Source organism: Flagellimonas crocea, assembly GCF_033441595.1.
Taxonomy (GTDB): Bacteria; Bacteroidota; Bacteroidia; order Flavobacteriales; family Flavobacteriaceae; genus Flagellimonas; species Flagellimonas crocea.
In genome coordinates this window covers 630,600-657,001 of sequence record NZ_JAUZVX010000002.1, presented here as the reverse complement: position 1 = coordinate 657,001, position 26,402 = coordinate 630,600, and the positions used below count along the sequence as shown (strand labels likewise).

At 42.6% G+C, this 26,402-nt stretch carries 27 protein-coding genes; 19 read left to right on the top strand and 8 right to left on the bottom strand.

Annotated features, from left to right (window positions below; genetic code table 11):
* Window position 1 precedes the first annotated feature (1 nt).
* From SD449_RS08190 to SD449_RS08180, 3 genes are all read left to right on the top strand, one after another.
* Entirely contained in the window at window positions 2-1,828 is a 1,827-nt protein-coding gene (locus SD449_RS08190; RefSeq protein WP_318309878.1) for a PAS domain-containing sensor histidine kinase, read from the top strand.
* A complete protein-coding gene (locus SD449_RS08185) occupies window positions 1,815-2,228 on the top strand; it encodes a response regulator (protein ID WP_318309877.1) in 414 nt (137 codons plus the stop codon). Before SD449_RS08190 ends, SD449_RS08185 begins: the two co-directional genes overlap by 14 nt.
* A 70-nt stretch (window positions 2,229-2,298) precedes the next feature.
* A complete protein-coding gene (locus SD449_RS08180) occupies window positions 2,299-4,071 on the top strand; it encodes a M14 family metallopeptidase (protein ID WP_318309875.1) in 1,773 nt (590 codons plus the stop codon).
* Here SD449_RS08180 and SD449_RS08175 read toward each other — a convergent pair.
* Window positions 4,064-4,663, bottom strand: a complete 600-nt coding sequence (locus tag SD449_RS08175; RefSeq protein WP_318309874.1) for an NUDIX hydrolase — start codon at window positions 4,661-4,663, stop codon at window positions 4,064-4,066. The genes SD449_RS08180 and SD449_RS08175 overlap by 8 nt on opposite strands.
* A gap of 7 nt (window positions 4,664-4,670) precedes the next feature.
* On the opposite strand from SD449_RS08175, the gene pyrE reads away from it, so the two are divergent.
* Window positions 4,671-5,309, top strand: a complete 639-nt coding sequence (gene pyrE, locus SD449_RS08170; RefSeq protein ID WP_318309873.1) for an orotate phosphoribosyltransferase — start codon at window positions 4,671-4,673, stop codon at window positions 5,307-5,309.
* 9 nt (window positions 5,310-5,318) lie between these two features.
* On the top strand, window positions 5,319-5,714 hold the full coding sequence (locus SD449_RS08165) for an SRPBCC family protein (RefSeq protein WP_318309871.1): 396 nt from the start codon (window positions 5,319-5,321) through the stop codon (window positions 5,712-5,714).
* Here SD449_RS08165 and SD449_RS08160 read toward each other — a convergent pair.
* Window positions 5,711-6,454: a biotin--[acetyl-CoA-carboxylase] ligase gene (locus tag SD449_RS08160; protein WP_318309869.1), complete on the bottom strand. Its 744-nt coding sequence runs from the start codon at window positions 6,452-6,454 to the stop codon at window positions 5,711-5,713. The genes SD449_RS08165 and SD449_RS08160 overlap by 4 nt on opposite strands.
* Window positions 6,455-6,536: 82 nt before the next feature.
* Here SD449_RS08160 and rsfS point away from each other — a divergent pair, with 82 nt between their 5' ends.
* The 6 genes from rsfS (at window position 6,537) to SD449_RS08130 (ending at window position 11,263) form a co-directional block, all read left to right on the top strand.
* Window positions 6,537-6,914 (top strand): ribosome silencing factor, encoded by a 378-nt coding sequence (rsfS, locus tag SD449_RS08155; protein WP_318309867.1) that lies wholly within the window; start codon window positions 6,537-6,539, stop codon window positions 6,912-6,914.
* A 6-nt stretch (window positions 6,915-6,920) separates the two neighbouring features.
* Entirely contained in the window at window positions 6,921-8,870 is a 1,950-nt protein-coding gene (gene ftsH, locus SD449_RS08150) for an ATP-dependent zinc metalloprotease FtsH (RefSeq protein WP_318309865.1), read from the top strand.
* Window positions 8,871-8,935: 65 nt separating this feature from the next.
* Entirely contained in the window at window positions 8,936-9,544 is a 609-nt protein-coding gene (locus SD449_RS08145; protein WP_318309864.1) for an LUD domain-containing protein, read from the top strand.
* Between the two features lie 4 nt (window positions 9,545-9,548).
* Window positions 9,549-10,352, top strand: coding sequence for a phosphatidate cytidylyltransferase (locus SD449_RS08140; RefSeq protein ID WP_318309863.1), 804 nt, complete (start codon window positions 9,549-9,551; stop codon window positions 10,350-10,352).
* Window positions 10,342-11,007, top strand: coding sequence for a phosphatidylserine decarboxylase family protein (locus tag SD449_RS08135; protein ID WP_318309862.1), 666 nt, complete (start codon window positions 10,342-10,344; stop codon window positions 11,005-11,007). The genes SD449_RS08140 and SD449_RS08135 overlap by 11 nt, the downstream gene beginning before the upstream one ends.
* Complete coding sequence (locus SD449_RS08130; protein ID WP_318309861.1) at window positions 11,000-11,263, top strand: acyl-CoA-binding protein; 264 nt, start codon at window positions 11,000-11,002, stop codon at window positions 11,261-11,263. Before SD449_RS08135 ends, SD449_RS08130 begins: the two co-directional genes overlap by 8 nt.
* On the opposite strand, the gene SD449_RS08125 is transcribed toward SD449_RS08130, so the two are convergent.
* The 5 genes from SD449_RS08125 to SD449_RS08105 form a co-directional block, all read right to left on the bottom strand.
* Window positions 11,260-12,528, bottom strand: a complete 1,269-nt coding sequence (locus SD449_RS08125; protein WP_318309859.1) for a sterol desaturase family protein — start codon at window positions 12,526-12,528, stop codon at window positions 11,260-11,262. The genes SD449_RS08130 and SD449_RS08125 overlap by 4 nt on opposite strands.
* A 52-nt stretch (window positions 12,529-12,580) precedes the next feature.
* Window positions 12,581-13,408 carry a sugar phosphate nucleotidyltransferase gene (locus SD449_RS08120; protein WP_318309858.1) on the bottom strand — a complete coding sequence of 276 codons (828 nt, stop codon included), beginning with the start codon at window positions 13,406-13,408 and terminating at the stop codon, window positions 12,581-12,583.
* Between the two features lie 5 nt (window positions 13,409-13,413).
* Complete coding sequence (locus SD449_RS08115; RefSeq protein WP_318309856.1) at window positions 13,414-14,466, bottom strand: GHMP family kinase ATP-binding protein; 1,053 nt, start codon at window positions 14,464-14,466, stop codon at window positions 13,414-13,416.
* Between the two features lie 12 nt (window positions 14,467-14,478).
* Window positions 14,479-15,867: a Gfo/Idh/MocA family protein gene (locus SD449_RS08110; protein WP_318309854.1), complete on the bottom strand. Its 1,389-nt coding sequence runs from the start codon at window positions 15,865-15,867 to the stop codon at window positions 14,479-14,481.
* Window positions 15,868-16,083: 216 nt separating this feature from the next.
* Window positions 16,084-18,708: a valine--tRNA ligase gene (locus SD449_RS08105; RefSeq protein WP_318309852.1), complete on the bottom strand. Its 2,625-nt coding sequence runs from the start codon at window positions 18,706-18,708 to the stop codon at window positions 16,084-16,086.
* 198 nt (window positions 18,709-18,906) lie between these two features.
* Between SD449_RS08105 and SD449_RS08100 the strand changes: the two genes are divergently transcribed.
* Window positions 18,907-19,293 carry a DUF1573 domain-containing protein gene (locus SD449_RS08100; RefSeq protein WP_318309850.1) on the top strand — a complete coding sequence of 129 codons (387 nt, stop codon included), beginning with the start codon at window positions 18,907-18,909 and terminating at the stop codon, window positions 19,291-19,293.
* A 57-nt stretch (window positions 19,294-19,350) separates the two neighbouring features.
* On the opposite strand, the gene SD449_RS08095 is transcribed toward SD449_RS08100, so the two are convergent.
* On the bottom strand, window positions 19,351-20,694 hold the full coding sequence (locus SD449_RS08095) for an aspartyl protease family protein (protein ID WP_318309848.1): 1,344 nt from the start codon (window positions 20,692-20,694) through the stop codon (window positions 19,351-19,353).
* 148 nt (window positions 20,695-20,842) lie between these two features.
* Between SD449_RS08095 and SD449_RS08090 the strand changes: the two genes are divergently transcribed.
* The 7 genes from SD449_RS08090 (at window position 20,843) to lipA (ending at window position 26,384) form a co-directional block, all read left to right on the top strand.
* The gene (locus SD449_RS08090; protein WP_318309847.1) at window positions 20,843-22,036 is read left to right on the top strand and encodes a pyridoxal phosphate-dependent aminotransferase; all 1,194 of its coding nucleotides are present in this window, start codon (window positions 20,843-20,845) and stop codon (window positions 22,034-22,036) included.
* Window positions 22,033-23,049, top strand: coding sequence for a UDP-N-acetylmuramate dehydrogenase (murB, locus tag SD449_RS08085; protein ID WP_318309845.1), 1,017 nt, complete (start codon window positions 22,033-22,035; stop codon window positions 23,047-23,049). The genes SD449_RS08090 and murB overlap by 4 nt, the downstream gene beginning before the upstream one ends.
* 201 nt (window positions 23,050-23,250) lie before the next feature.
* The gene (locus SD449_RS08080; protein ID WP_318309844.1) at window positions 23,251-23,817 is read left to right on the top strand and encodes an RNA polymerase sigma factor; all 567 of its coding nucleotides are present in this window, start codon (window positions 23,251-23,253) and stop codon (window positions 23,815-23,817) included.
* Window positions 23,814-24,572 carry an anti-sigma factor gene (locus tag SD449_RS08075; RefSeq protein WP_318309843.1) on the top strand — a complete coding sequence of 253 codons (759 nt, stop codon included), beginning with the start codon at window positions 23,814-23,816 and terminating at the stop codon, window positions 24,570-24,572. The genes SD449_RS08080 and SD449_RS08075 overlap by 4 nt, the downstream gene beginning before the upstream one ends.
* Window positions 24,573-24,648: 76 nt before the next feature.
* On the top strand, window positions 24,649-24,858 hold the full coding sequence (locus tag SD449_RS08070) for a membrane or secreted protein (RefSeq protein WP_318309842.1): 210 nt from the start codon (window positions 24,649-24,651) through the stop codon (window positions 24,856-24,858).
* Between the two features lie 28 nt (window positions 24,859-24,886).
* On the top strand, window positions 24,887-25,447 hold the full coding sequence (locus tag SD449_RS08065; protein ID WP_318309841.1) for an RNA polymerase sigma factor: 561 nt from the start codon (window positions 24,887-24,889) through the stop codon (window positions 25,445-25,447).
* Between the two features lie 61 nt (window positions 25,448-25,508).
* The gene (gene lipA / locus SD449_RS08060; protein WP_318309840.1) at window positions 25,509-26,384 is read left to right on the top strand and encodes a lipoyl synthase; all 876 of its coding nucleotides are present in this window, start codon (window positions 25,509-25,511) and stop codon (window positions 26,382-26,384) included.
* The last annotated feature ends 18 nt before the right edge of the window (window positions 26,385-26,402 follow it).

Genomic DNA, 26,402 nt, shown 5'->3' with positions numbered 1-26,402 from the left:
TTTGAAAGCAGTTGAGAGAATCGACCAATTTTATTTACTAAAGCAGCTACCCAAGGCAACAGCGCTTTTATCCACGAAGGGTACTGTGCTTGATGCTTCCGGCTCATGGCTCGAACTTTACGGGTTGCCACCTCTCAACAGTAAACGAAAAATAACCGCTTTCACTATATTCCCCGAGGTTTCGGACCTTAAAAAACAACTTGCGACCCATAAACCCTTTACGATTGAACATAAAAGGACCAACAGTGATGGAACCCTCCATTTTAAAAGTTACTTCGCACCTTGGTTCGACGATAAGGAAAACGTAATAGGGACTATTGTCCAGACCGATGATATCACTTCAGAAGTAGAAAAAGAACAAAAAGTAGCATGGTTCAAAAATGTTCTGGAAACCAAGGTAGGAATATCGAAAACCGGATGGTGGGAATATGACCTTGAATCGGAAAAGCTCTATTGGTGCAACGAAACAAAACGAATCCATCAAGTACCGGAATGTTTTGAACCTACCACGGTAGAAGCCATAAACTTTTACAAGATAGGATACAGCCGTAACACGATATCGATGCTGTTCCACAGGGCCATCCATAAGCATCAATCCTATGACGCTAAATTGATGATCGTCACATTCGAAGGTGAGGAAAGATGGGTGCGTGCCACCGGAAAGCCTATCATTGAAAACGGCAGGGTCATCAAAGTCTTGGGAACATTTAAAGACATTCACGAACAGGCAATTGCTGAGCAACAGGTTAAAGAACACCAACAACTGCTCACAACTCTGGTGGACAGCCTTCCTTTGAACCTTTATGTCAAAGACCTTGAATCAAGAAAAATATTGGTGAACAAGGGCGAGTCCAAATATGCCAACAAACCTGTAGAAGAGCTTATCGGAAAAAACGATTTTGATCTTTACAGTGAGGATATGGCCAAAATATCCAGGGAAGAAGATCTGGAGGTGATGAAAAACCTTACTCCTATCATTGGCAAAGAGACCATCCATACAATCAACGGAAAGGACACTTATTTTCTGACTTCCAAGATTCCCTATTTTGATCTGGAAGGCAAAGTCTGCGGACTTATTGGGATGAGTTTGGATATTACCGCCTTAAAAAAGAAAGAGGAGCAATTACGGAACTTAATCGACATTACGTCCACACAAAACCAAAAACTGATCGGTTTCGCCCATATTGTTTCCCATAACCTTAGATCCCACTCCGCCAACTTTTCCATGCTTCTTGGTTTTTTAAATTCGGAAAAGGACCCGGAAGAGCGTAACCGTATATTAAAAATGCTATTCCAGGCATCGGACAACTTGTTGGAAACCTTGGAAAACCTAAATCAGGTAGTGGATGTAAATACCAAGGCAGCGGAAAGCAAAAAACCGCTGAACCTCAGAAACAGCATTGTCAAGTCGTTGCAAAACCTCTCCACCGCGTTGGAAAATAACCAGTCCAAAGTCATAAACAATGTTGCCGAGGATATCGAAGTCAACTGTGTTCCGGCCTACATGGACAGTATTGTACTCAACCTGATATCCAATGCAGTAAAATATAAAAGTGAAAGCAGGCACCCGATCATAACCCTGAATGCGGTAAAATCCAAAAAAGGGATCGTATTGAGCATTTCCGACAACGGATTGGGAATAGACCTGAACAAATATGGGGACAAAATTTTCGGAATGTACAAAACGTTCCATAATAGAGAAGATGCCAAGGGCTTTGGTCTTTACCTTGTAAAAAACCAGATAGAAGCCATGGGCGGAAGAATAACAGTGCAGAGCGAAGTTGACAAGGGCACTACATTTAATGTGTATTTCAATGAAGAAAGTTAGTTGTATTTTTATTGTGGACGATGATCCAATTACCGTTTTTGGTATTAAAAAAATGTTGAAGTCCGTTGCCGATTGCGACGACATCCAAATTTTTCAGAACGGGCAAGAAGCCTTTGATGCCCTTAAAGAAAGACATAATCAGGGCGAAAATATTCCAGAAGCCATCTTTTTGGATATCAATATGCCGATTATGGATGGGTGGGATTTCCTGAACGAACTCATCGAGATGGACATCAAGGAGCACATTATCATCAATATGATCACTTCTTCCATAGACCCGCTGGATTACAAAAAATGGAATTCGTTCAAAGATAGATGCCCCTATAGCCTCAATTTTAAGAACAAACCCATCTTTAAAATAGACAGCAACGATCTTGGTTGCATGGAGATAGCATCATAAATTATAATATTCTGTATTTTTGGTACCGCCAGGCACATGTATTTGTGCAAACTAAAGTTCCCAAAATATTTTGAAGCATCCAGTCTTTTTAGCGGTCCTTTTGGTTTTAATCTCCTGTACATCGGAAACACAGGACGAGAAACCCTCATACCAGACCCATTACGAAGCCTCCGAAGGAAAGGAAACGGCAACGTACAAGGAAACCATTGATTACTATATTGCGCTCGCCAAGGATTTTCCAGAAATAAACATTCATACCATTGGAAAAACGGACAGTGGCATCCCCTTGCACATGGTCACCTACAATCCGGATGGTGATTTCAATTACGAGAACATACGCAAGGAGAAATCCATTATTTTGATCAATAACGGCATCCATCCCGGGGAAAGCGATGGTATTGATGCCACCATGATGCTGTATCGCGATTTGGCGACCCATAAGCTACCAAGTCCAAAGAACACCGTTCTGGTAACGATTCCCATTTATAATGTTGGCGGTTCCCTAAACAGGAACTCCACCAGCAGGGCAAACCAAAACGGCCCTGACGAATATGGGTTCAGGGGAAATGCCCGCAACTACGACTTGAACAGGGATTTCATCAAAATGGACACACAGAATGCCAAGACGTTCGCACAGATTTTCCATATGGTAAAGCCCGATGTGTTTATAGACAACCATGTAAGCAACGGTGCCGACTATCAATATACCTTGACCCATCTGTTCACGCAGCACAATAAATTGGGCGGGAAACTGGGTGAATACCTTCATGATACCCTGATGCCCAGCCTAGAAACTTCATTGACCGAAAAGGAATGGGACATAACTCCCTACGTGAACGTTTTCAATGTTCCACCAGAACTCGGATTCAGTCAATTTATGGACCACCCGCGTTACTCCACGGGCTATACCACCTTATGGAGCACCTTGGGGCTGATGGTAGAAACCCATATGCTCAAACCCTACAAACAACGTGTGGAAGGCACTTATGATCTGATGCAAAGCCTGATCGAAGTTGTGGAGACTGAGCACGAGAAGATAAAATCCCTGCGTAGGGAAACGTTGGAAAGCAACCTGAATTTATCCGAGTATTACTTTAATTGGAAAGTGGACACCACCCAGACCTCCACTTTGGATTTTAAAGGGTTTGAGGCAGAACTGTTTACCAGTGAAGTGACCGGACTGCCACGGATAAAGTATGACCGCAGCAAACCATTTGTAAAAAAGACGGTTTATCAAGATTACTATTATCCGGCAGATACGGTGAGCGTTCCGGATGCCTACATCGTAAAAAGAAGCTGGCAAAGGGTCATAGAACGGTTGGATGCCAACAAAATCCAGTACATTCCATTAAAAAAGGATACCACCCTCAACGTGGAAGTTTACAAAATCGTTGATTTTGAAACACGAAATGCCCCGTACGAAGGCCATTACCCCCATTCGGACACAAAGGTGGAAAAAAGCCGTAAAAACGTTCATTTCCGGGAAGGCGACCTGTTGATACCGACCAAGCAGCCCGGAATAAGGTATTTGATGGAAACACTGGAACCACAGGGCGCAGACTCGTTTTTCAACTGGAATTTCTTTGATACCGTTCTACAGCGAAAAGAAGGTTTCTCTCCCTACGTTTTTGAAGACGTAGCCCTTGAGATGCTTCAAAAGGATACTACGCTATTCAAAGAGTTCAATCTTAAAAAAGAGGAGGACCTTAACTTTGCGAACAATTGGTACGCACAATTGGACTGGCTGTTCGAACGCTCCATTTATTTTGAGGATGCGTATAGGACCTACCCTATTTTTAGGGTGGCAAAAAATAGTGATGCCTCCGGACTGCTCCCTAATTAAAGGGCCAATCCGTAAAAAGCACCTTAATATTGTGGTAGGAATTTTTCAGTGCCTTTTTGGTTTTTCTGGGGCCTTTCCACTTCACCTTTTTGATGCCCTCGGATTTTTCGGCCACCAATTTGCCCGTATAATCCGTTGACATGATAAACCAGTGGGTCTGCTTTAATCGATACTCGCCGTTTCTTTTGAAGATATGGAAGGTAGTATGCAAAAATCTTTCGATCTCCAAATTCTTTACACCGGTTTCTTCTTCCACTTCACGAACTGCGGCCTGTTCTATGGACTCGCCTTTGTCCACCTTTCCCTTGGGAAGGTCCCATTTCCCGTTTCGATAAATAAAAAGGACCTTTCCCTTTCTATTGATCACAAAACCGCCACCGGCCACGACCACAGGTATCTTGTGCATAAAAAGTTTAAGGATTTTTTTATCGTCCGGATGATATAGATAGGCCTTTTTCAGCTTCTTTTTGGACAAAAGTCGGATTGCCTCAACAATGGAATCGCCATCCAAAGAAAACAAGTTTCCATTGGAGTCTTGGGGGCGCTCGTTTGTTAAAATCAGTGGAGCCTCATTAACAAAAACTTCATACATTTGCGAAATGGTTTTAGATAAGGAAATCGCAAAAAAAACAGCTGAGCTGTTATTACAAATTAATGCAATTAAGTTGGAACCTGAAAATCCTTTTACATGGGCTTCAGGTTGGAAATCTCCGATCTATTGCGACAATAGGATCATGCTTTCCTACCCTATGGTAAGAAACTATGTTCGGGAAGAAATTGCAAAGCAAGTTGAAAGGCTTTACGGAAAACCGGATGTGATCGCCGGAGTGGCCACAGGGGCCATTGGGATAGGCATATTGGTCGCAGAAGCCTTGGGACTTCCCTTTGTTTACGTGAGGCCAAAACCTAAGGAGCATGGCAGGCAAAACCAGATTGAAGGTTATTTTGAACCGGGGCAGAGCGTGGTGGTCATCGAAGATTTGATAAGTACCGGAAGCAGCAGCCTTAATGCAGTACATGCTCTTAAGGAGCAAAATGCCAACATTAAAGGAATGATTGCCATTTTTACCTACGGTTTTCCGGTGTCAACGGAAAATTTCAAAAAAGAAGGCGTGGAACTGCACACCCTTTCGGATTACGAAAACCTGATCGAGCAGGCATCGGAAACCAATTACATCCAACAAAACCAATTACAGACCCTATTGGAGTGGAGATCCAATCCACAAGAATGGAAATAATATTTTGACATGCACATTGAATCCTCAAAAAAAATAGTAGCCAAAAGCGACAAAGAAGTTTTTGATTTCTTGACCGACATCAAAAACTTTGAAAAGTTAATGCCCGACAACATTGACAAATTTGAAGTGTTGGACGAAAACACGTTTAAGTTCGCATTAAAGGGTATGCCCGAAATTGTGCTCAGGCTCAAAGAACAACAACCCAACGACAAAGTGGTCCTTGGAGCTGCCAGCGACAAGCTTCCCTTTACCCTTACCGCTGATATCAAATCCTTGGGAGAAAATCAGAGCGAGGTAGGCCTAAGCTTCGAAGGACAGTTCAATGCCATGATGGCCATGATGATCAAATCGCCCATCACCAACTTTATGGAAACATTGTCCAATAATTTGGACAAAATCGATTAATAAAGAAGGGAAACTTCCTTGAGGTCGAATTCTTTGAAAATTTGGTCCTCCATTTCAATGACCAGTTTTCCGGACAACGATACGTTTCGGATATATCCCATGAACATTTGTCCATTGGCATCCGTAAAGGTCGAGGGTTTATCTTTTCTGAACAGTATTTTTTCATAAGCGGGCAATAACTGCGAAACTGTTTTTCCCTCAATTCCGTCCAATTGTATTTGGATGTGATTCAAAATTTTGAAAAGAAGCTCGTCCAAATCAACACTTTGACCAAGAATCAACTTCAAAGAGGACGCTTTATCCAAATTTTCAAAACGGGTCTGGTTCACATTAAGCCCTATTCCTATAATCGAATGGTTCACATAGGGACCTTTCAACACGTTTTCAATCAAAATACCGCAAATTTTCTTGGAACCTGACATAATGTCGTTGGGCCATTTTACCTTTATATCGGGTATGGAAAACTCAGTTAGCGCATTGCAAACGGCATTGCAAACAGCAATATTGAGCACAAACTGGCTATGCACATTTAGTGAATCAAATAATTTCAAAACACTGAACGTTAGATTTTTACCACCTTCCGACTCCCAAACAGTCCCCATTTGTCCTCTTCCGTTAAGCTGTCTTTTCGTAACAACAACGGTAAAATCGGCAGGGTTCTCCGAACGTTTCAAATCCCTCAAAAACAAATTTGTGGAATCCGTGGCATCAAGTTTGAGTATCTGAAAATGTTTTCCCAATGTGAACAGCCTTTATGATTTGTTAAAAACTAGGGCTAAGAAAACAAAAAAAACATAACTTTGTAAAAACTAAAATTTTTGAATGCAGAAAAGGAAAGCTAGCGCAGACGAATTGATTGCCTTGATCTTAGAAGGGATAGAAGACGTAAAAGGAGTTGATATAAATCTACTGGACCTTAGGGAAATCGAAAACACAGTTTGCGACTATTTCATAATCTGCAATGGTACTTCCAACACGCATGTGAACGCAATAGTATCCTCAATACAAAAAAAGGTAAGCAAGGCCATACAAGATAAGCCATGGCATATCGAAGGCTCCGAAAACGCCGAATGGGTATTGATGGATTATGTAAATGTTGTGGTCCATGTATTTCAAAAACACATTAGGGAATTCTATGACATTGAGGGGCTTTGGGGAGATGCCAAAGTCACTATGGTGGAAAGCAGTTACAATTCTTAAAAAAAAATGGCAAAAGAAAACAATCCGAATAATACCCCAAAAAAACCACGTTTAAGCTCGTGGTGGATATATGGCGTGGTCATAGCTTTGATCATCGGTTTCCAATTTTTTGGTGGAAGTAGTTTCTCAAGTACAGAAAAAACCACAACATCCGAATTACAGGAATTTTTGCGCAATGGTGACATCTCCAAGATCGTCATCATTACCAATACGCGTCAGGCCAAAGTATACCTTACAGAGGAGGCGCTCAAAAAAGATGTGCACAAAGGGGTGGCCGAAAAGCCGCTTTTCCCATCCACAGGATTGGTTCCCCAGTATGTTCTGGATTATGGTGACCTACAGATCTTTCAAAATGAGATCACCGAAATCAAAAAAGAGAACAATCTGGATACCATCGTGGAATTCGACACGGAATCCAATGTGCTCGGTGAAATATTTTTGACATTGTTGCCTTTTGCTCTGATTATAGGTATTTGGATATACCTTATGCGCAGAATGTCCGGCGGTGCTGGAGGCGGTGCTGGAGGTCAGATTTTCAATATTGGAAAATCAAAAGCCAAACTATTTGACGAAAAAACGGACACACGTACCTCCTTTAAGGATGTTGCCGGTCTGGAGGGAGCAAAAGAAGAAGTACAGGAAATCGTAGAGTTCCTTAAAAATCCCGATAAATACACCTCCTTGGGTGGAAAAATACCAAAAGGCGCCTTATTGGTAGGCCCTCCCGGAACAGGTAAGACCTTATTGGCCAAGGCCGTTGCAGGCGAGGCCAAAGTGCCTTTCTTCTCGCTCTCCGGTTCGGATTTTGTTGAAATGTTCGTGGGTGTTGGAGCATCAAGGGTGCGAGACCTCTTCAAACAAGCAAAGGACAAATCCCCGGCCATTATATTTATTGATGAAATCGACGCCATTGGACGTGCAAGGGGCAAAAACAACTTCACAGGTTCCAATGATGAGCGCGAGAACACATTGAACCAGTTGTTGACCGAGATGGATGGTTTTGGCACCAATACCAACGTAATTGTACTCGCTGCAACCAACAGGGCCGATGTATTGGACAAAGCATTGATGCGTGCAGGACGTTTTGACCGCCAAATCTATGTTGACCTACCGGACCTTAACGAAAGAAAAGAAATTTTTGAAGTACACCTTCGCCCCATAAAGACCGCCGAAACATTGGATTTGGACTTTTTGGCGAAGCAGACCCCAGGTTTTTCCGGTGCCGATATCGCCAATGTTTGTAACGAAGCAGCCCTTATTGCTGCCAGAAAAGAGAAAAAAGCGGTGACCAAGCAAGATTTCTTGGACGCTGTGGATAGAATTGTGGGAGGTCTGGAAAAAAAGAACAAGATCATCACCCCTGATGAGAAAAAAACCATAGCCTTCCACGAAGCAGGACATGCCACCGTAAGTTGGATGTTGGAGCATGCCGCCCCATTGGTAAAAGTTACCATAGTGCCAAGGGGACAGTCCTTAGGTGCCGCATGGTACCTGCCCGAAGAGCGTTTGATCGTTCGACCGGAGCAAATGCTGGATGAAATGTGTGCCACCATGGGAGGTAGAGCCGCTGAAAAAGTTATGTTCGGTAAAATATCCACCGGTGCATTGAGCGATTTGGAGAAAGTAACCAAGCAAGCGCGGGCCATGGTAACCATTTATGGACTCAATGAAAAACTTGGAAACATCACCTATTACGATTCGTCCGGGCAAAACGAATATGGATTCACCAAGCCATACAGTGAAGAAACGGCCCAGACCATTGACCAAGAGATATCAAAAATGATAGAGCTCCAGTATCAACGGGCCATTAAATTGTTGGAGGACAACAAAGATAAACTCACCGAACTGGCGGAACGACTTTTGGACAAAGAGGTTATTTTTAAAGACGATTTGGAAAAGATATTTGGCCAACGACCTTTCGAAAAGGAAAAAGAAACGTTGGAACCGGCCAAGTAATTAATTTTAAAAAGCAATCAAAAGAATTTTATTCGATTCGATATATTCAGAATACAATACCATAAATGGGAGTTTTTAAAAAACTTTTCGGAGGAGGAAAAAAGGTTTCCAAGGAAACTGCGGAGACCCGCGGTGACCATATGCCCGATTTAAAAATTCCCGTGGATGAAAAATTTACCATCTACTTTAAAAAGAATGGTGGAAAATTTATTTACTGCGAAGACTTTGATGAGGTTTCCGAGGCGCTGAAAAACATTATTTCGGAAAATGACTGGCAAAATCATCTCTTCTACTCCCTTGACCCAAGGTTAGAGGCCCGTTTTTCCTCAGAGAAACTTGAGTTTACCGATAAACGCAGCGAAAGCAATATTTTCTTTACCACTTGCGAGCATTTGGTGGCACACAATGGCTCTATTTTGGTCTGTTCCAATCAAATCAAAGAAAAAAAATTGAATGAGCTGCCTTCCAATCTCGTAGTCTTTGCCACAACCAGCCAACTGGTGGACTCCATAAGCGAAGCACTAAAGGTCATCAAGGAAAAATACCAAAAAAATATTCCCAACAACATTACCACATTAAAACACTTTCAAGCCACGGAGGAAAACAAAGATGACTTTCTTTCCTACGGAAGTGCCTCAAAAAATGTATATCTTTTACTCCTAGAAGATTTCTAAGTACATGAGAGAAATTTTAAGACGCTCCATAACCGGGGTGATTTACGTGGTACTTTTACTAGGTGCGGTTTTTTTAAGTTCCGATGCGTTCGACTTTCTTTTTATGACCTTTGGACTGGCATGCCTTTATGAATACAAACGCATTGTAAAACTTAGGGGGTACCACGTGTTCATGGCATACTTGGCACTCTGGTGGGTGTTCATCTATTTGACCAAGGACAGCACAGCCGTGAATCTGTTGATGATGTGCACCATTACCGTCGATATTGCCCTGCTCATGTTTTTGTTCTCCAAAAGACCCAAACATTTTACAACGGTCCAAAAATTTATCATTGGACTTTTCTACATTGGTGGCGGTTGTATCTTTTTGACGATGATACCCTACAAACACGATGATTTTGCCCAATTTTTAATCATGGGGATCTTTATTTTGATATGGGTTAACGATACTTTTGCCTACTTGGTAGGAAGAACTTTGGGGCGTACAAAATTATTTCCGACAGTTTCTCCTAAAAAAACCATTGAAGGTTCTGTTGGAGGTCTTATTTTTGCATTGGTGGCCGCTTACTTTTTATCTTGGTACGAAACAAGACTTACCGTGATAGAATGGATGGCAATGGCTTGCTTAATAGTGGTTGCAGGAAGTTTGGGCGATTTATTGGAATCGAAATTCAAGCGTATGGCCGGAGTAAAGGATAGCGGAGCTATTTTGCCGGGACATGGCGGAATTTGGGACCGACTGGATAGTTTGGTATTTGCTGCACCTTTTGCATATTTGATTTTAACCATTTTTTCCTATGTTTCATAAAGAGGGTCAAAAAATTATAATATTCACATTCTTTATTGTGGTGGCAGGTATCTTGGCCGCACAATATTACATCGATGTGGAATGGACCCGTTTTGCCGTTCAGGTAACAGCATTTTTGATTTTGGTCGCCATCCTTCAATTTTTTAGGAATCCCAAGCGACTGCTCACCCCCAATTTTGATGAAATACTTTCTCCGGTTGACGGAAAGGTCGTGGTCATTGAAGAAGTGGACGAGCCGGAATACTTCAAGGAAAGAAGAAAACAGGTATCCATATTCATGTCCCCCACAAATGTGCACGTGACCCGGTACCCGGCAAGCGGCACCGTAACATATTCCAAATACCATCCCGGAAAATATTTAGTAGCATGGCATCCAAAATCCAGCACCGATAACGAGCGTACCACGGTAATTCTGCACACACCAAAATTCGGAGAAATAGGTTACAGACAGATAGCCGGTGCCATGGCCCGCAGAATCGTAAACTACGCCGAAGAGGGTGAACAAGTGACCCAAGGAGAGGACGCAGGGTTCATAAAATTTGGATCACGGGTGGATTTGTTATTGCCCTTGGACTGTGACATTACCGTAAAACTAAATCAAAAAGTAGTTGGAGCACGCACTTGTATTGCTTCCGTAAGACCTTTAGATGATTGACCAGGAGTTACATAAAAGATTCGAGGATGCCGTTAACTTTGTTAACGACTACACCGACCCCTTGCCTGCCGACCTTCTGCTAAAACTTTACGCCTATTTTAAGATTGCGAACAAAAACTTTGAAAATCCGGGCAGTAGAACCCCACTAATCAATGCATTTAAGGCAAATGCCCTGTTCCAAGCCAAAACCATAAGTGTGGAAGAAGCCATGCAGAACTATGTGGAACTGGTAGAAAAAGAGCTTAAAAATCTCTAAGCGGCCAAATCTGGGGTCGCGAAGGACTTTTCAAAATACGTAAAGTAGATTCCCCCAAAAATAGTGATCAAAAAATACAGGGCCACCAGATAGCTTCCCAGAGCAAGGTAGTTATCTATTCCAAACCAATCATTGGTAAAAAAAATCAATACCAGACCGCCAAGGCCCCTGACCACCTCAATCCAAACTGCGTAATTTTTACGGTCCATTAAAGTCGTGTATCCATAAATACCCACAAATATGAATGTACCGAACAACAATAATCCATCAAAACCAATATCCGAATAGTTGTAGAACATAAAGAGCATTAAAAAGGTGGTGACGATCAATTGGAACAATGCATAGCCTTTTAAAGAACTGGTGGCCTCTGGCCGATACTTTCTGAAATTGTACACGTTCTCTATAATCCGAATCGGATATTTTTCCTTTACATCCTTTGGCCGCCATCCCGTGGGCATAAACCAGATGCGTAATTTATCCCAATAATTGTTGGTCCTCCAAGCGTCTTGTGTCAATCTCCATAAGTGTTGAAAATTAATGATGATGGGGTTCCAGGTATTCGCTGGTTTCAGCACGCCATATTGTGGGGGAACCTCATCCAGTTCTTCTTGAAAGGTTCCGAAGATTCGATCCCAAACACAAAAAATCTGACCAAGGTTTTTATCAATATACTCTGGATTAATGGCATGGTGAACCCGATGCTGCGAGGGGGTCACAATCACGTATTCCAAAACACCAAGTTTTCCAATATGCTGGGTGTGGTACCAAAATTGGGCAAACAAATGAATAGGCGCCAAAATGGCAATCACTTGGTGCGGCACGCCCAACAGTGCGGCCGGAATCAAAAGAAGTGCATAATATCCCAACAAATTTGAAATGGGCTGTCGCAACGCACAAGCCAAATTAAACTCTTCACTGCTATGATGAATCACGTGCTGGTTCCAAAAAAAATTGATATGATGGCTCAACCTGTGGTTCCAATACCCTGCAAAATCAAGAGCAATAAAGGCCACCACCCAGACCAACCACGTAGCCTTAATTTCAATAAGCGCCAAATGCTCCAATAAAAAAGGGTAACTGATCAAAATAAGCACCAATCCCAAGGAATCCTTCACCACATTGGTCAAACCAGAGCTAAGACTGCTCACGGTATCCATAAGGTTGTGTTTTTGATCCTTAACAAAACGGCCGTAAAGAATTTCTATCAATACCAGGCCGATAAAAAACGGTGTAGCATATAACAATGCCGTTGCATACGATTCCATTTCAAAAATTTAAATATTGCTCGCAGCAAGAATGGGATTATATTCCTTTAAGTTAATCTAAATTTTTAAATAACTGAATATCATTTGCATCCGTTAGATCTGGAATGTGTTCCGAGCGGGGAATACAGAGCACACTTCGTGGTTCTTTATCCACCAAAACCGCAACGGCCTTTGGCAATTCCTTCTCATCGCGAACGGGGTCGATGGGGCAGTTTTTTAAGTAGGGATAGATCTCGTTTCCAGAAAAACTGAAAATGTTCATACTCACCCTTAGCTGTCCGGATGCGTCCTTATACTTGGGAACATCTTCCAAATTTGGTTTTTCAACAATTTGTTGTAAAAATCCATCTTCGGAAATATCCATTACGGCAAACTTGGCAATACGCTCCTCGGTATAATCAAAACCTGAACTTCCGTAACTGATTAAAGCGTGGGGCGCTTTTCTAGCCGACCTTAAATCTTGTAAGGCACCAACGGAGTATAGATTATCGCCATTGCAAACGGTAAACGTGGTCTGTTTTAACTCAGGATACTGGTCCAAACACTGCTGAAGGGCATCGGCGGTGCCCAATGGTTTGGTTCTTCCCTCCGGGACAGATTGCACGGCCAAAAAAACATCCAATCCAGCAGGAAGACCGCCCTGATCCTTTAAGTTTTGAAAGGCTTCGTTTTCCGGGCTTGTGATCAAATACAGTTTGGTGTAACCAGCCTCCACCGCATTTTGGACCAAATAATACAGAAATGGCCTCCCCTTTTTCCCTACGGGAATCAGACTTTTGTGAGGGATGTTGTCCATAACCTGGTCATCCCGTTGTTTTAAACTCCTTTTCATTCTTGATGATGCACCACCTACCATGATGATCAAACTCGTGTTCTCCATTATATTCAACTTGTTAATTCTACGGCATACACTGCTTTCGCTCCTTTGCCCAAAAATGCCTGTATTACTTTTTCTTTCATATTATCTGGAACCATGGCTACCATACAGCCACCGCCGCCCGAACCTATTATCTTGGTCCCAATGGCACCCGCATCACGGGCAGCATCCATCATTTCAACCATTTCCAAGGGTGTATTTTTGATTTCGTTCTGAAGGATGATTTGGTGCTGGTTCATCAAACCTCCTAACACTTGGACATCGGGGCTTGGCTTCAGCAACTCTTTTTTGGCCTCCAACGTTATGTGATAATTATAGATGGCGGCATACCAATAGCCTTGGAGTTCCTCTGGCACCAGTTCTACATATTTTTCATAATCCTCCACAGTGGCATACTCCAATTTAAATTCAGGATGAGCCTTTGTTACGGCATCTATTGTTCTTTGTTGATACACCCTGGCATTTTTAAGTACCTCTAGGGTCTTTTTGGGAACGCCCGACTCAGCAACCAGCAATTTCCCCAAGTGGGCGTTTAGGCATGTGCTTTCCCCGCTTTTGGTATCGATATAGATCAATCCTTTTTGGGCTATGGTGTACTGATCCATCAAGCCTCCAGGTTGATCAAAAAAGAGCACTTCCGCCTCGTAGGCCCATCTCCCGATTTGATGATCACTGATTTCCTCCGATTTTCCCTGTGTTGCCACCAAAAAACGAATCCAGGCCACCACCAAAGCGGAAGAACTGGACAGGCCAGCATTCACAGGAATATTTCCAGAAATTTCGATATCATACCCTTTATCAAACTGAAAACCTTGTTGTTTTAAAACGGACATCACCGACCTAAAATAATCATCGGGCTGAATCACCTTCAAATCATCATCCAACGAAATTGATGTTTCTTCGTTCAGGTCCAACAATTTCAACAGATATTCTCTATTGGGATTTTGGGTTGCCCTTAAATTGATGAATCTGTCAATGGTTCCCGCGATCACAGGAAGTCCCAAATAATCTTGATGGTCGCCGTAAAAACAAATTCGGGCGGGTACTTTTATTTCAATCATGAATATTTTCTACTAACTAATAATTTGTAACGGTTCGGTGTCCTTCCAGTTGCCCCTAGTAAAATCAGGGAAAGGTTGCGGTGCTCCATTACTTGCCACGGAGCGTTCACTCAATGGCGATACGGCGCTCCATAGACACCCTTCATAAACATTTTGGTCGAGCGGAAGCCCCTTTTGCAAGCATTCCACGATACGGTACACCATTATTCCATCCATGCCTCCATGTCCGCTGCCCTTCGCAGCTTCATTCAGTCGTTTGTAAAGCGGGTGATCGTACTTCTCATATAATTTTTCGAGTTGTTCGCCCTGCACCCAGGAATGATGGTCTTTCGTAAGTCCTTCCACACCACCTTCCAACGCTACGCGGGTCGGGAATCCTGCCAAAACCCCTTTGGTTCCCTGTATCATGTTCAGTCGGGAATACGGTCTTGGACTGGTTTCGTCCCATTGCACCATAATGGTTTTTCCAAAATGGGTTTTGATGATGGATGTATTCAAATCGCCACCTTTAAAATCTAACTGGTTCCATTTGTGGTCGGCAGGATAATTTTTCTCAGCATACAACTCACGCCCTCTTGACGGCGTAGAGAAAGAAACCAAGCTACCGAAGGTATCCTCTTGCCGTGCCAAGTTCATGTATTGGGCCACTGGTCCCAAACCATGTGTTGGATATAAATTTCCGTTACGCTTGGCATAATGAGGTGTTCGCCATGAGCCCGTACCTCGCTCCTGCTCCTCCATTTGCCAGCGCAACTCGTGGATATAGGCCGCTTCCCCATGTAAAATTTCCCCGATCAAGCCTTGTCGGCACATATTGAGAAACATGAGTTCATCGCGGCTATAGTTCACGTTTTCCAGCATCATGCAATGCTTTTGGGTACGCTCACTGGCATCCACAATGTCCCACATATCCTGAATGGTGGTGGCCATGGGTACCTCAACAAAGGCGTGGGCACCGTGTTCCATTGCCCCGATGGCCATTGGTGCGTGATTCGACCAATTGGTGGCAATAAACACCACATCGGGCTTTACTTCCTTGAGCATGGTCCTCCATTCATCCTCGTCTCCCCAGTATTGGGCTATGTTTTTATGGCGATTTTCTCCTGCTGCTTCTTTTACCCAACGCGTCTTCTCTTTGACCAAATCCTCATAAAGATCACAGATAGCGACTACCTCGGTCCCTTCCAAAGCGGCAAAAAATTTGGCATGCGTTCCTCCCCTGGCTCCCACTCCAATAAAAGCGGCACGGACCTTTTCCAATTTTGGAGCAGCAAAGCCACCCATATAGGTCGATGAGATAGGTCTCTCGGAATTGGCTCTTAAATAGGTCGGGGCTATGGAAACAGCTGCGGCGGTCAACGAAGTTTTTTGGATAAAACTCCTTCTATCGAGGTTTTTCATTGATTTTAACGTCACTTGGTTATTATGCCTTCCAAAGTATAAAAAATAAAAAGAAAGGGGTGTCTAAAAAGTCGGTTTCCGTCAACCTGAACTTGTTTCAGGTTCTCATAATGATTTATTTATCAGTATAATGAGATTCTGAAATGAATTCAGAATGACGTATTTCAATACTTTTAAGACACCCTCTTTAAAATCATATCATTATATCACCAAAGCTTATTTTAAGCTGGCCAAACTTTTTTCCAAGGTTTCAATTTTGGCTTCGGCATCGGCAGCTTTCTTGCGCTCCATGGCAACCACTTGTTCAGGCGCATTGTTCACAAAACGCTCGTTGCCCAGTTTCTTCTCCACAGATTTCAAAAATCCTTTGGTATAATTGAGCTCCTCAGTAATCTTGGCAATCTCGGCATCAACATCAATGGCGCCGCTTATCGGGATAAAATATTCGTTGCTCTTTACCCTAAAGGTCAGGGCTCCGTCCAAACTGGTATCTATCGTTTCCATTTTTGATAGGTTACCTAATTTCAGGATAATGGCATCCATTTGGGAACCTACGCCTTCGGCATTCAACACAAATAGCTCCAAGGCATCTTTTTGCGGAATGTTTTTTTCCTTTCTGATGGTTCTGATTCCTGAAATCACTTCGGAAGCAAAATCAAAATCTGCAATCAAGGCTGAATCCACTTCTTTTGCTTCGGGCCATTGGGAAACAATCAAAGCATCCTCTGGAGTACGTTCGGCGATATGCTGCCAAACTTCTTCTGTTAAGAATGGCATAAATGGATGCAACAACTTCAGGTTTTCTTCAAAAAGACCCAATACCTCATCATACGTTTTCTGATCAATAGGCTTTTGATACTCAGGCTTCACGATTTCCAACAGCCAAGAACAGAAATCGTCCCATACCAATTTATAGGTAGCCATCAACGCATCAGAAATACGGTATTTGGAAAAATGGTCCTCTATTTCCACCAAGGTTTGATTGAACTTGGCCTTGTACCACTCGATTCCCTTTTGTGCGGCCTCGGGCTGCGGAATATCCGCAACTTCCCATCCCCTTACCAATCGGAAGGCATTCCATATTTTATTGGCAAAGTTGGCTCCTTGCTGGCAAAGAGCTTCATCAAACAACAAATCATTACCTGCTGCGGAACTCAACAACAATCCAACACGAACACCATCGGCACCAAAATCGGATATCAGTTGCAGGGCATCGGGCGAGTTGCCCAGGGATTTGGACATTTTTCGACGTTGCTTGTCACGTACCAACCCTGTGAGGTAAACGTTTTCAAACGGTCGTTTTCCTCGGTATTCGTATCCTGCCATGATCATTCTGGCCACCCAGAAGAACAGAATATCGGGTCCCGTGACCAAATCGCTGGTCGGGTAATAATAATTGACTTCTTTATTATCTGGTTCCAAAATGCCACCAAAAACACTGATGGGCCATAACCAAGAGGAGAACCAAGTATCCAAAACATCGGGATCTTGACGCAAATCGGAAAGTTGAATATTTGGTTTTTTGGATTTGGCAAGTTGCAAAGCTTCTTCTGGAGTTTCGGCCACAACAAAGTCTTCCTTGCCATCACCATAATAGTAAGCAGGGATTTGCTGTCCCCACCACAATTGACGGGAAATGTTCCAATCGCGGATGTTTTCCATCCAATGGCGATAGGTATTATCGAATTTGGAAGGGTACAATTTTACATCCTTGGTCTCCAAAACGCCTTCCAAGGCAGGTTTTGCCATATTCTCCATTTTCAAGAACCATTGGTCGGACAATCGTGGTTCGATTACCGCTTTGGTCCTTTCGGAAGTACCCACTTTATTGGTGTGCTGTTCTGTTTTTACCAAGTATCCTTTCTCTTCAAGCTCTTTCGAGATTTCTTTGCGCACCACAAAGCGGTCTTTTCCTTCGTAATGAAGGCCAAAAGAATTCAAAGTGGCATCTTCATTGAAGATATCGATTACTTCAAGATTGTGCTTATCGCCAAGGTTTTTATCGTTCTCGTCGTGTGCAGGGGTAACTTTTAGGCACCCTGTTCCGAATTCCACATCGACATATTCGTCTTCAATGATAGGAATGACCCTATCGCAAATCGGAACAATGGCTTTCTTGCCACGTAAATGACGGTATCTTTCATCATTTGGATTGATACAGATAGCGGTATCGCCCAAAATAGTCTCTGGACGGGTGGTGGCAATGGTCACTTTTTCATCGGAACCTTCGATGGCATAGGACAGATAATATAGGGTGCCCTGCCGCTCTTCATAGATTACCTCCTCGTCGGAAAGCGTGGTCTTGGCCTCGGGGTCCCAGTTCACCATTCGGTATCCCCTATAAATCAAACCTTTATTGTATAAATCAACAAAAACCTTGATTACCGATGCTGACATATCGTCATCCATCGTAAACTTGGTGCGGTCCCAATCACAGGAACAGCCGAGTTTTTTCAATTGTTGAAGAATTACTCCCCCATACTCATTGGTCCAATCCCAGGCATGTTTTAGAAATTCATCGCGGGTCAACTTGGATTTATCGATACCATCCGCCTTGAGCTTGGCAACTACCTTAGCCTCCGTGGCTATGGACGCGTGATCCATTCCTGGAACCCAGCAGGCATTTTTTCCCAAAAGTCTGGCCCTACGGATAAGAACATCTTGTATGGTATTGTTGAGCATGTGGCCCATGTGGAGCACCCCGGTCACGTTGGGTGGGGGTATTACTATGGTGTATGGCTCCCTTTTATCTGGTTTTGAACTAAAATAATTATGCTCGGACCAGTAGGCATACCAATGTTCCTCGACCCTTTTTGGGTCATATTTTGATGGAATTTCCATTTTTCGGTACAGTTTTTGTTTATTTGGACTGTGATTGGTTTTTTTGAAGGGGAAGCTAAATGTTAATTTTACGCTATTCTTCGGATGAGGGCCAATCCAGAAATACGAAACAAAAATAAGTAACGTTATTCTATAACAAAAGAATTTTGGATGCAGGTATCAAAACATCTACATTTGAAGTTCACCCAAAAACCAAAAATGATGAAAAAAACTGTACTCATGCTGTTTGTAGGGCTTTTATCCTTAGGGATTTACGCTCAAGAAACTGCTAAAATCGAATTTAAGAGCGAGACCATTGATTACGGAGAAATCGAAAGAGGTAGTGATGGTGTACGTGTATTTGAATTTACCAACACGGGCAATGTACCTTTGGTGATCAGTGATGTTAGATCCAGCTGTGGATGTACCATCCCGAAAAAACCCGAAGAGCCTATCATGCCCGGTAAAGTAGGTAAAATCGAAGTTAAATATGATACCAACAGAGTTGGTCCCATTAGAAAGGCAATAACTGTTACCTCCAATGCGGATACCCCGACGAAAGTTTTGAAAATAAAGGGTACCGTAAAAAGTCCTGGAGCGAAGTAAGCAAAAAGAAAATTAAATTTTTAACCCCAAAACCATATGGTTTTGGGGTTTTGTTTTTTAGTCGTCGTCGAACATTTTTTTGAGGACAAAAGTGAACAATAAATCCCGGTTGTACCTTTCGATAAGGACTTTGACGCGCTTTCCTTCCTTGTCATTGATCATTTTAAGGATTTCCTGAAGCTTGTACTGGTGTACCCTTTTCCCGTTCACCGCCAAAATTACGTCGCCTTCACGCAAACCGGCCTCGGCAGCAGGGCTTCCGGCACGGATACCTGAAACTACGATTTCGGGTACCAAACTTAATCTGGTCTTGTTTTCCAACAAAATTTGCACGTTCCCGAACGAATCGGCATCATCCTCTTTTACAATACCGTTGACATCTGCAATGCTCTCGGCAATATATCGCAATCCATTATGCTGCAAATCGATACCTGCAAGGTTATACTGAAAAGGGTCCCTAAAGTTTCCGTTCTTTTTGAGTGTCACCAATCCTCGGCCATAGTCAAAGATCATATTGAATCGCTTTAACACCTCACCACCAACACTACCGTTGCGGTCTCCCAAATTGTCCATACCCTGAAACGATTCGAGATAAGGGAAAGCAACCTTGGCCTCTTTCAGCTCAAAATCACCGATACGAACACCGTTTATTTTGCTTCGTTTACCAAAAATATCTCCATTCAATCCTCTACCCAGGTGGTCTTCATAATTTTTTTCAGGTATTTCCAGCCCCTTTTCGGGCTCAGGAAATAGCCACAATGCATCACTACTGCCGGTATCCACCAATAATTTGACCGGAATATTGGAAGTATCTTTCATTAATACCATACCTTCAACAAAAGCCTTTCGGTTTTCCACGATAAGCGGTAAGGTCTGTGTTTTCCTTCTATCCCTGTATCTATATAATTCAGGATCATACAATTTTATCCTTTGGGAATTATAGTTCACTTCAACAATAAAATCCCTGAAAATATCGTACCCCATAATACCATGGACCGGAATACCCAAGGTGGTCGAGAAGTTGATGCCCCTATCCAGAACAACATATAGATCCTGTGTATAATTCTTTGCATTGCCCAGTTGGAAGGTATTTCTTCTTGAGCTCAACGCCTTCATGGGTTCCCCACCGCCAAGACCACGTATGGTGACCTCGGAAACATTGTTTATGGGAATGGAATCGGATTCCGTAAGATTGAACAATATGGGTTTGCTGACACCTGAATCCAGTATAAAGGTAAGCGGCACGCCATTTACCTCAACAGGAATTATAATCAGGTTATTGATCAGCTCGAACTTTATTTTTTCGACTTTTTCACCTTCGGGCAATCGATATCCTTGCCCCAAAACCAAAAACGGTGCAAATAACAATAGTGCAATGAAGATGTGTGTTTTCCTCAACATACTTAATTTCAACAAGTCATATCTATTAAATATACAAAATCGGATTCATTCTTGAGATAAGTTTAACATTTCGATAAGCAAGTAATTATTCCATAAAGTTGTTGCTTTGGATGGTTGCTTTTCTCATTTTTGCCAAAACTTTATGCCCATGCCAAGTATTTCTCAAAAAGGAAAACAGATGCCCGCATCTCCCATTCGTAAATTGGTACCCTATTCGGAAGCTGCCAAAAAAAAGGGAGTCCATGTAATACACCTAAATATCGGACAGCCTGATATCAAAACACCAAAAGTGGCATTGGACGCGGTTAGAAACCATAATATTGAAGTGCTTGAGTACAGCATGACCCAAGGTTCTGAGGAATATCGTAAAAAAATTGCGGCCTATTACACCAAGCAAGATATTTTTGTCGATGCCGAAGACATTATTGTTACCACTGGTGGCTCCGAAGCATTGTCATTTGCATTGGGAACCATTATGGACCAAGGGGACGAGATAATCATTCCAGAACCGTTTTATGCTAATTATAATGGATTTGCAACCGCAGCAGGAGTCAATGTAAAACCTATTGTTTCATCCATTGAGAACAACTTTGCGCTTCCCCCTATTTCCAGATTTGAGGACCTTATCTCTCCAAAGACCAAAGCAATTCTTATCTGTAATCCAGGAAATCCTACGGGTTACCTGTACAGTAGGGAAGAAATAGAGCAATTGGCCGTTTTGGTAAAAAAATATAATCTTTTCCTTATTGCAGATGAGGTGTACCGTGAATTTACTTATGACGGCAGGGAACACTATTCAATTCTTCAGGTCGAGGGATTGGAAGAGCACGCCATTGTAGTTGATTCCGTATCCAAAAGGTACAGCATGTGTGGCGCCCGTATCGGTTGTATGATTTCAAAAAACACTGAGGTCATCGCTACGGCCATGAAGTTTGCGCAAGCGCGTTTGTCCCCTCCAACCTTCGCACAGATTGCCAGTGAAGCGGCCCTGGAGACCCCACAATCCTATTTTGACAATGTTATCGAGGAATATGTGTCACGGAGAAATTTGCTCATTACGGAACTCAACAGACTGGAAGGCGTAAAGGTTGCTGTGCCCCAAGGTGCTTTTTACTGTGTGGCCCAATTGCCCATTGAGGATGCAGACCATTTTGCACAATGGTTGTTGGAGAACTTTGAACTGAACGGCGAAACGGTGATGGTAGCTCCGGCTGCCGGTTTTTATGCAACGCCGGGATTGGGGAAAAATCAGATTAGAATTGCTTATGTGCTGGAAAAAGAGCAACTTGTAAAGGCCGTCCAGATTTTGGGCAAGGCCCTAACCGAGTACAACGCCAAGTGAACATACAGGAAAACATATCCTTAAAGAACCACAATACCTTTGGTATTGATGTTAAAGCAAGGTTTTTTGTTGAGATCACAGGTTTGGTTCAACTGCAAAAGGCCCTTGAACTAAAGGCGTATCCCAAAAAGTTCATCATAAGCGGCGGAAGCAACATGCTGCTGACCAAGGATATTGATGCGCTTGTTATGCACATCAAGTTGAAGGGCATCAGCATAGTCGAAGAGGACGACAATACCGTTGAGGTAAAGGCGATGGCTGGTGAAAATTGGCACGAACTTGTGATGTGGACCTTGGAAAAAGGGTATGGCGGACTGGAAAACCTTTCATTGATCCCAGGAAACGTAGGTACCGCACCCATCCAAAATATAGGGGCCTACGGTGTGGAACTCAAAGATGTTTTTGTGAGCTGCGCGGCAATGGATGTGCATACGGGAGAATTGGTAGGTTTTGATAGAGAAGACTGCGAATTTGGCTACAGGGATTCCATTTTTAAAAATGAGGCCAAGGACAAATACATAATCACCTCGGTAGTGCTCAAGCTTACCAAAAAGAACCATGTGCTGCAAACCGGTTATGGCTCCATCGAAAACGAATTAAAAAACAAAGGCATTGTACATCCGACCATCCGGGATATTTCCGATGCCGTGATCGCTATTAGAAAAAGTAAATTGCCAGACCCCAAGGAAATAGGAAACTGCGGCAGTTTTTTTAAGAATCCCGTTATTTCGAAAAAAACGTTTGAAAAATTCATCAAAAAGAATCCCAGCGCTCCCTTTTACGAGGTAGATGATAATGAGTTTAAGATTCCGGCTGGGTGGCTCATAGAACAGTGCGGTTTTAAAGGAAAACGTTTTGCGGACGCCGGTGTTCACGAAAAACAGGCCCTTGTCTTGGTAAACCACGGAAATGCAACTGGAAAAGAAATACTTTATCTCGCAAAAAAGATTCAGGAAGAAGTACAAAAAACCTTCAAAATAAAAATTCAACCCGAAGTGAACATAATAAAATAACCCTCGCATTGAAATCAATAACGAGGGTTATACCAAACCAAACTAACCAAATTTATGTATGTCGTAAGGGCCCTGGGACCCGTTTTCTTTTATAATGTAAAAGCCAAAATATCTTTTTCTGCCTTAGCTTTGTTTTATATACGAGATAAATCCTATTTTAGATTTTTGCCCTTGAAAAAAAAATTACCAAAAGCTTCATAAATGAGCACATTGATAGAGAGACATATTGTTTCCCTCCTTGCGGAAAAAGACGACAAGGCTATTTCCCTACTCTATGAAAATTACGGGGATACGCTCTTTGGTGTTGCCTACAAAGTGGTAAAGGACGAAGATTTGGCCCAGGATGTACTGCAGGAAAGCTTCATAAAAATTTGGAAGAAAGCGGATACCTATGATGCTTCCAAAGCCAAACTTTTTACATGGCTTTTCCGGATTACAAGAAATACGGCCATCGATAAATTAAGAAGCGTAAACAATAAAGCGGACAAGGAAATCCAAATTGATGTTTCCAACGTATATAATGTTGGAGTAAAGGGCATAAACCCCGAACATCTGGACATCCAAGAAAACTTGGATAAGATTGAAGATAAGTATCGAATAGTTTTAGAGGCCTTATTTTTTGAGGGAATGACACAGCAGGAGGCAAGTGACGAACTGGATATTCCCCTCGGAACCATAAAATCGAGATTAAAAATTGGGCTTAGGGAACTTGGAAAGATTTATGGAACAACGATGTCCCTGCTCCTCATCTTAAATTTATTGCCATGAAGGAAAAAGTTAAAATATTTTTAGAATCCGACATCTTGGAAAAATACCTCTTGGGGGACACTACCAAAGAGGAGGCCCAAAAGGCTGAAAGGTATATCGCCATGTACCCTGAAGTAAGGGAAACATACGACGTGCTCCAAAAAAATCTGGAGACCTTTGCCAACATGTACGCCAAAAAGACTCCAGAAGGCCTTAGGGAAATTATTCTTGCCAGCGCCAAAAAGGAAACCATGGTTAGCAAAAGGTTTTTGCGCTATGCGGTCGCAGCTAGTGTGGCCATCATGATTTTCGCCGGCTCCTCACTTTTCTTTTGGAACCAGAACAAAACATTGCAGGAAGAAAACACAATGGTCACCAACCAAATCAAGTATTTGGAAAATAACATGAAGGACCAATTGGCCGATATGAGGAACCAATTCATTGTTCTGAACAATCCCGCCACCAAAAAATATCAGGTGAAGGGGGAAAGAGAAGCGAAGGAACTTAAGGCGATTGCCTACATCAATCCTGTTAAAAAACTTTCCTACATCAATGTTAGCAATGTTCCGGAACTTCCCGAGAACAAGTGTTTCCAAATGTGGGCCGAGGTAAACGGTGAATTGGTGAATTTGGGTGTGATCAAGGATTTTGATGAAAAGGACAAACTTTTGGCACTCCCCTACGCTGATAATGCGGTAGGTTACATCACCATAGAGCCCAAAGGTGGAAACTCCACCCCATCCGTGGAAAACATTGTGGCCAACATCAGATATTAAACGGTAACTTTAAAGAAACCTTAAACGAGGCAGGCTTTAGCAACGTATTTTGTACCTTTGTACAAAATTCATAGATATGAAGTTAGCTTTAGTGACCATAGGTTTGTTGGCACTTGCATTCGCAGGGATAGCTATCAAAATCTGGGGGAAAAAGAACGGTGAGTTTGCAGGAACCTGTGCGAGCCAAAGTCCCTTTTTGAACAAAGAGGGCGAAGCTTGTGGTTTTTGTGGTAAACTGCCCGAAGAACAAGACTGCAAAAAAGACACCGTAACAAGTACCCAATAACTCTCATTTTCTAGGCAATCCTCATTTTTTGGAAAAAACCGACGATTCCATTCAAGAGATTATACAAAAGGCAAAAGAAGGAAACCAAATTGCCTTCAGTACCCTCTTGGACACTTTTTGGAACGATGTTTACGGTTTTCAAGTACTACGGACCAAAAATGAGAATGACGCCGAGGACATTACCATTCGAACTTTTTCACGGGCTTTTGACAAAATCGACACCTATGATGAAAATTACGAGTTCAAGACCTGGCTCATCACCATTTCCAAAAATCTTCATGTAGACCTTCTCCGAAAACGCAAAAGGAATTTCATGAACGAGATGGATTCCCGTGGAGACGAGGTTAAAAAAGTATTGGACGAAACGCCCACCGTGGAAGACCGTTTGATCACCGAACAAAATCTTGCCAATTTACTTCGCGACATCAAAAAATTAAAGCCCCATTATCAAAAAGTAATCAACCTTAGATACTTTCACGAAATGAGCTATGCCAACATTGCGAAAGAACTGGACGAACCGGTGAACAATGTCAAGGTAAAGTTGTTGAGGGCCAAAAAACTTCTAGCGGAAATCATCAAAAAAAAGTGACCCCGATCGGGCATAAAGTTTCTTTCCCAGTTTCGTATCTTTGTAAATCAAAATCAGTTGTATGAGCACAAGCGTAGCAGAAAACGTTCTTCCTCCAAAAGGAAAGCCCAAATGGCTAAGGGTAAAGCTCCCTACAGGTAAAAAATACACGCAGCTCCGCGGACTTGTGGACAAGTACGACCTGCATACCATCTGTACCTCCGGAAGCTGTCCAAATATGGGCGAATGTTGGGGAGAAGGTACCGCTACATTTATGATTTTGGGGAATATATGCACCCGCTCCTGCGGATTTTGTGGCGTAAAAACAGGACGTCCCGAAACCGTGGACTGGGCAGAACCCGAAAAAGTGGCCCGTTCCATAAAAATCATGAACATCAAGCATGCCGTGCTCACCTCCGTGGACAGGGACGACCTAAAAGATATGGGTTCCATAATATGGGCAGAGACCGTAAAGGCCGTAAGAAGAATGAATCCCAATACCACTATGGAAACGCTCATCCCCGACTTTCAGGGAATATCGACCCATTTGGACAGAATCCTAAAAGTGGCCCCAGAAGTGATATCGCATAACATGGAAACGGTAAAAAGACTCACTAGGGAAGTACGGATTCAGGCCAAATATGAAAGAAGCCTCGAAGTTTTGGATTATTTAAAACAAAATGGGGCAAACCGAACCAAATCTGGCATTATGCTAGGTCTGGGTGAAGAGGAGGAAGAAGTCATTGCCACAATGGAAGACCTAAGGAAGGTCAATGTAGATGTTGTAACCATTGGTCAATATCTTCAGCCATCCAAAAAACATTTACCGGTAAAACAATTCATATTGCCGGAACAGTTTAAAAAATATGAGGAAATAGGTTTGGAAATGGGCTTTAGGCATGTGGAGAGTGGAGCTTTGGTCCGGTCATCGTACAAAGCGCACAAGCATATCCACTAACCACCCCCTCCCCCGATC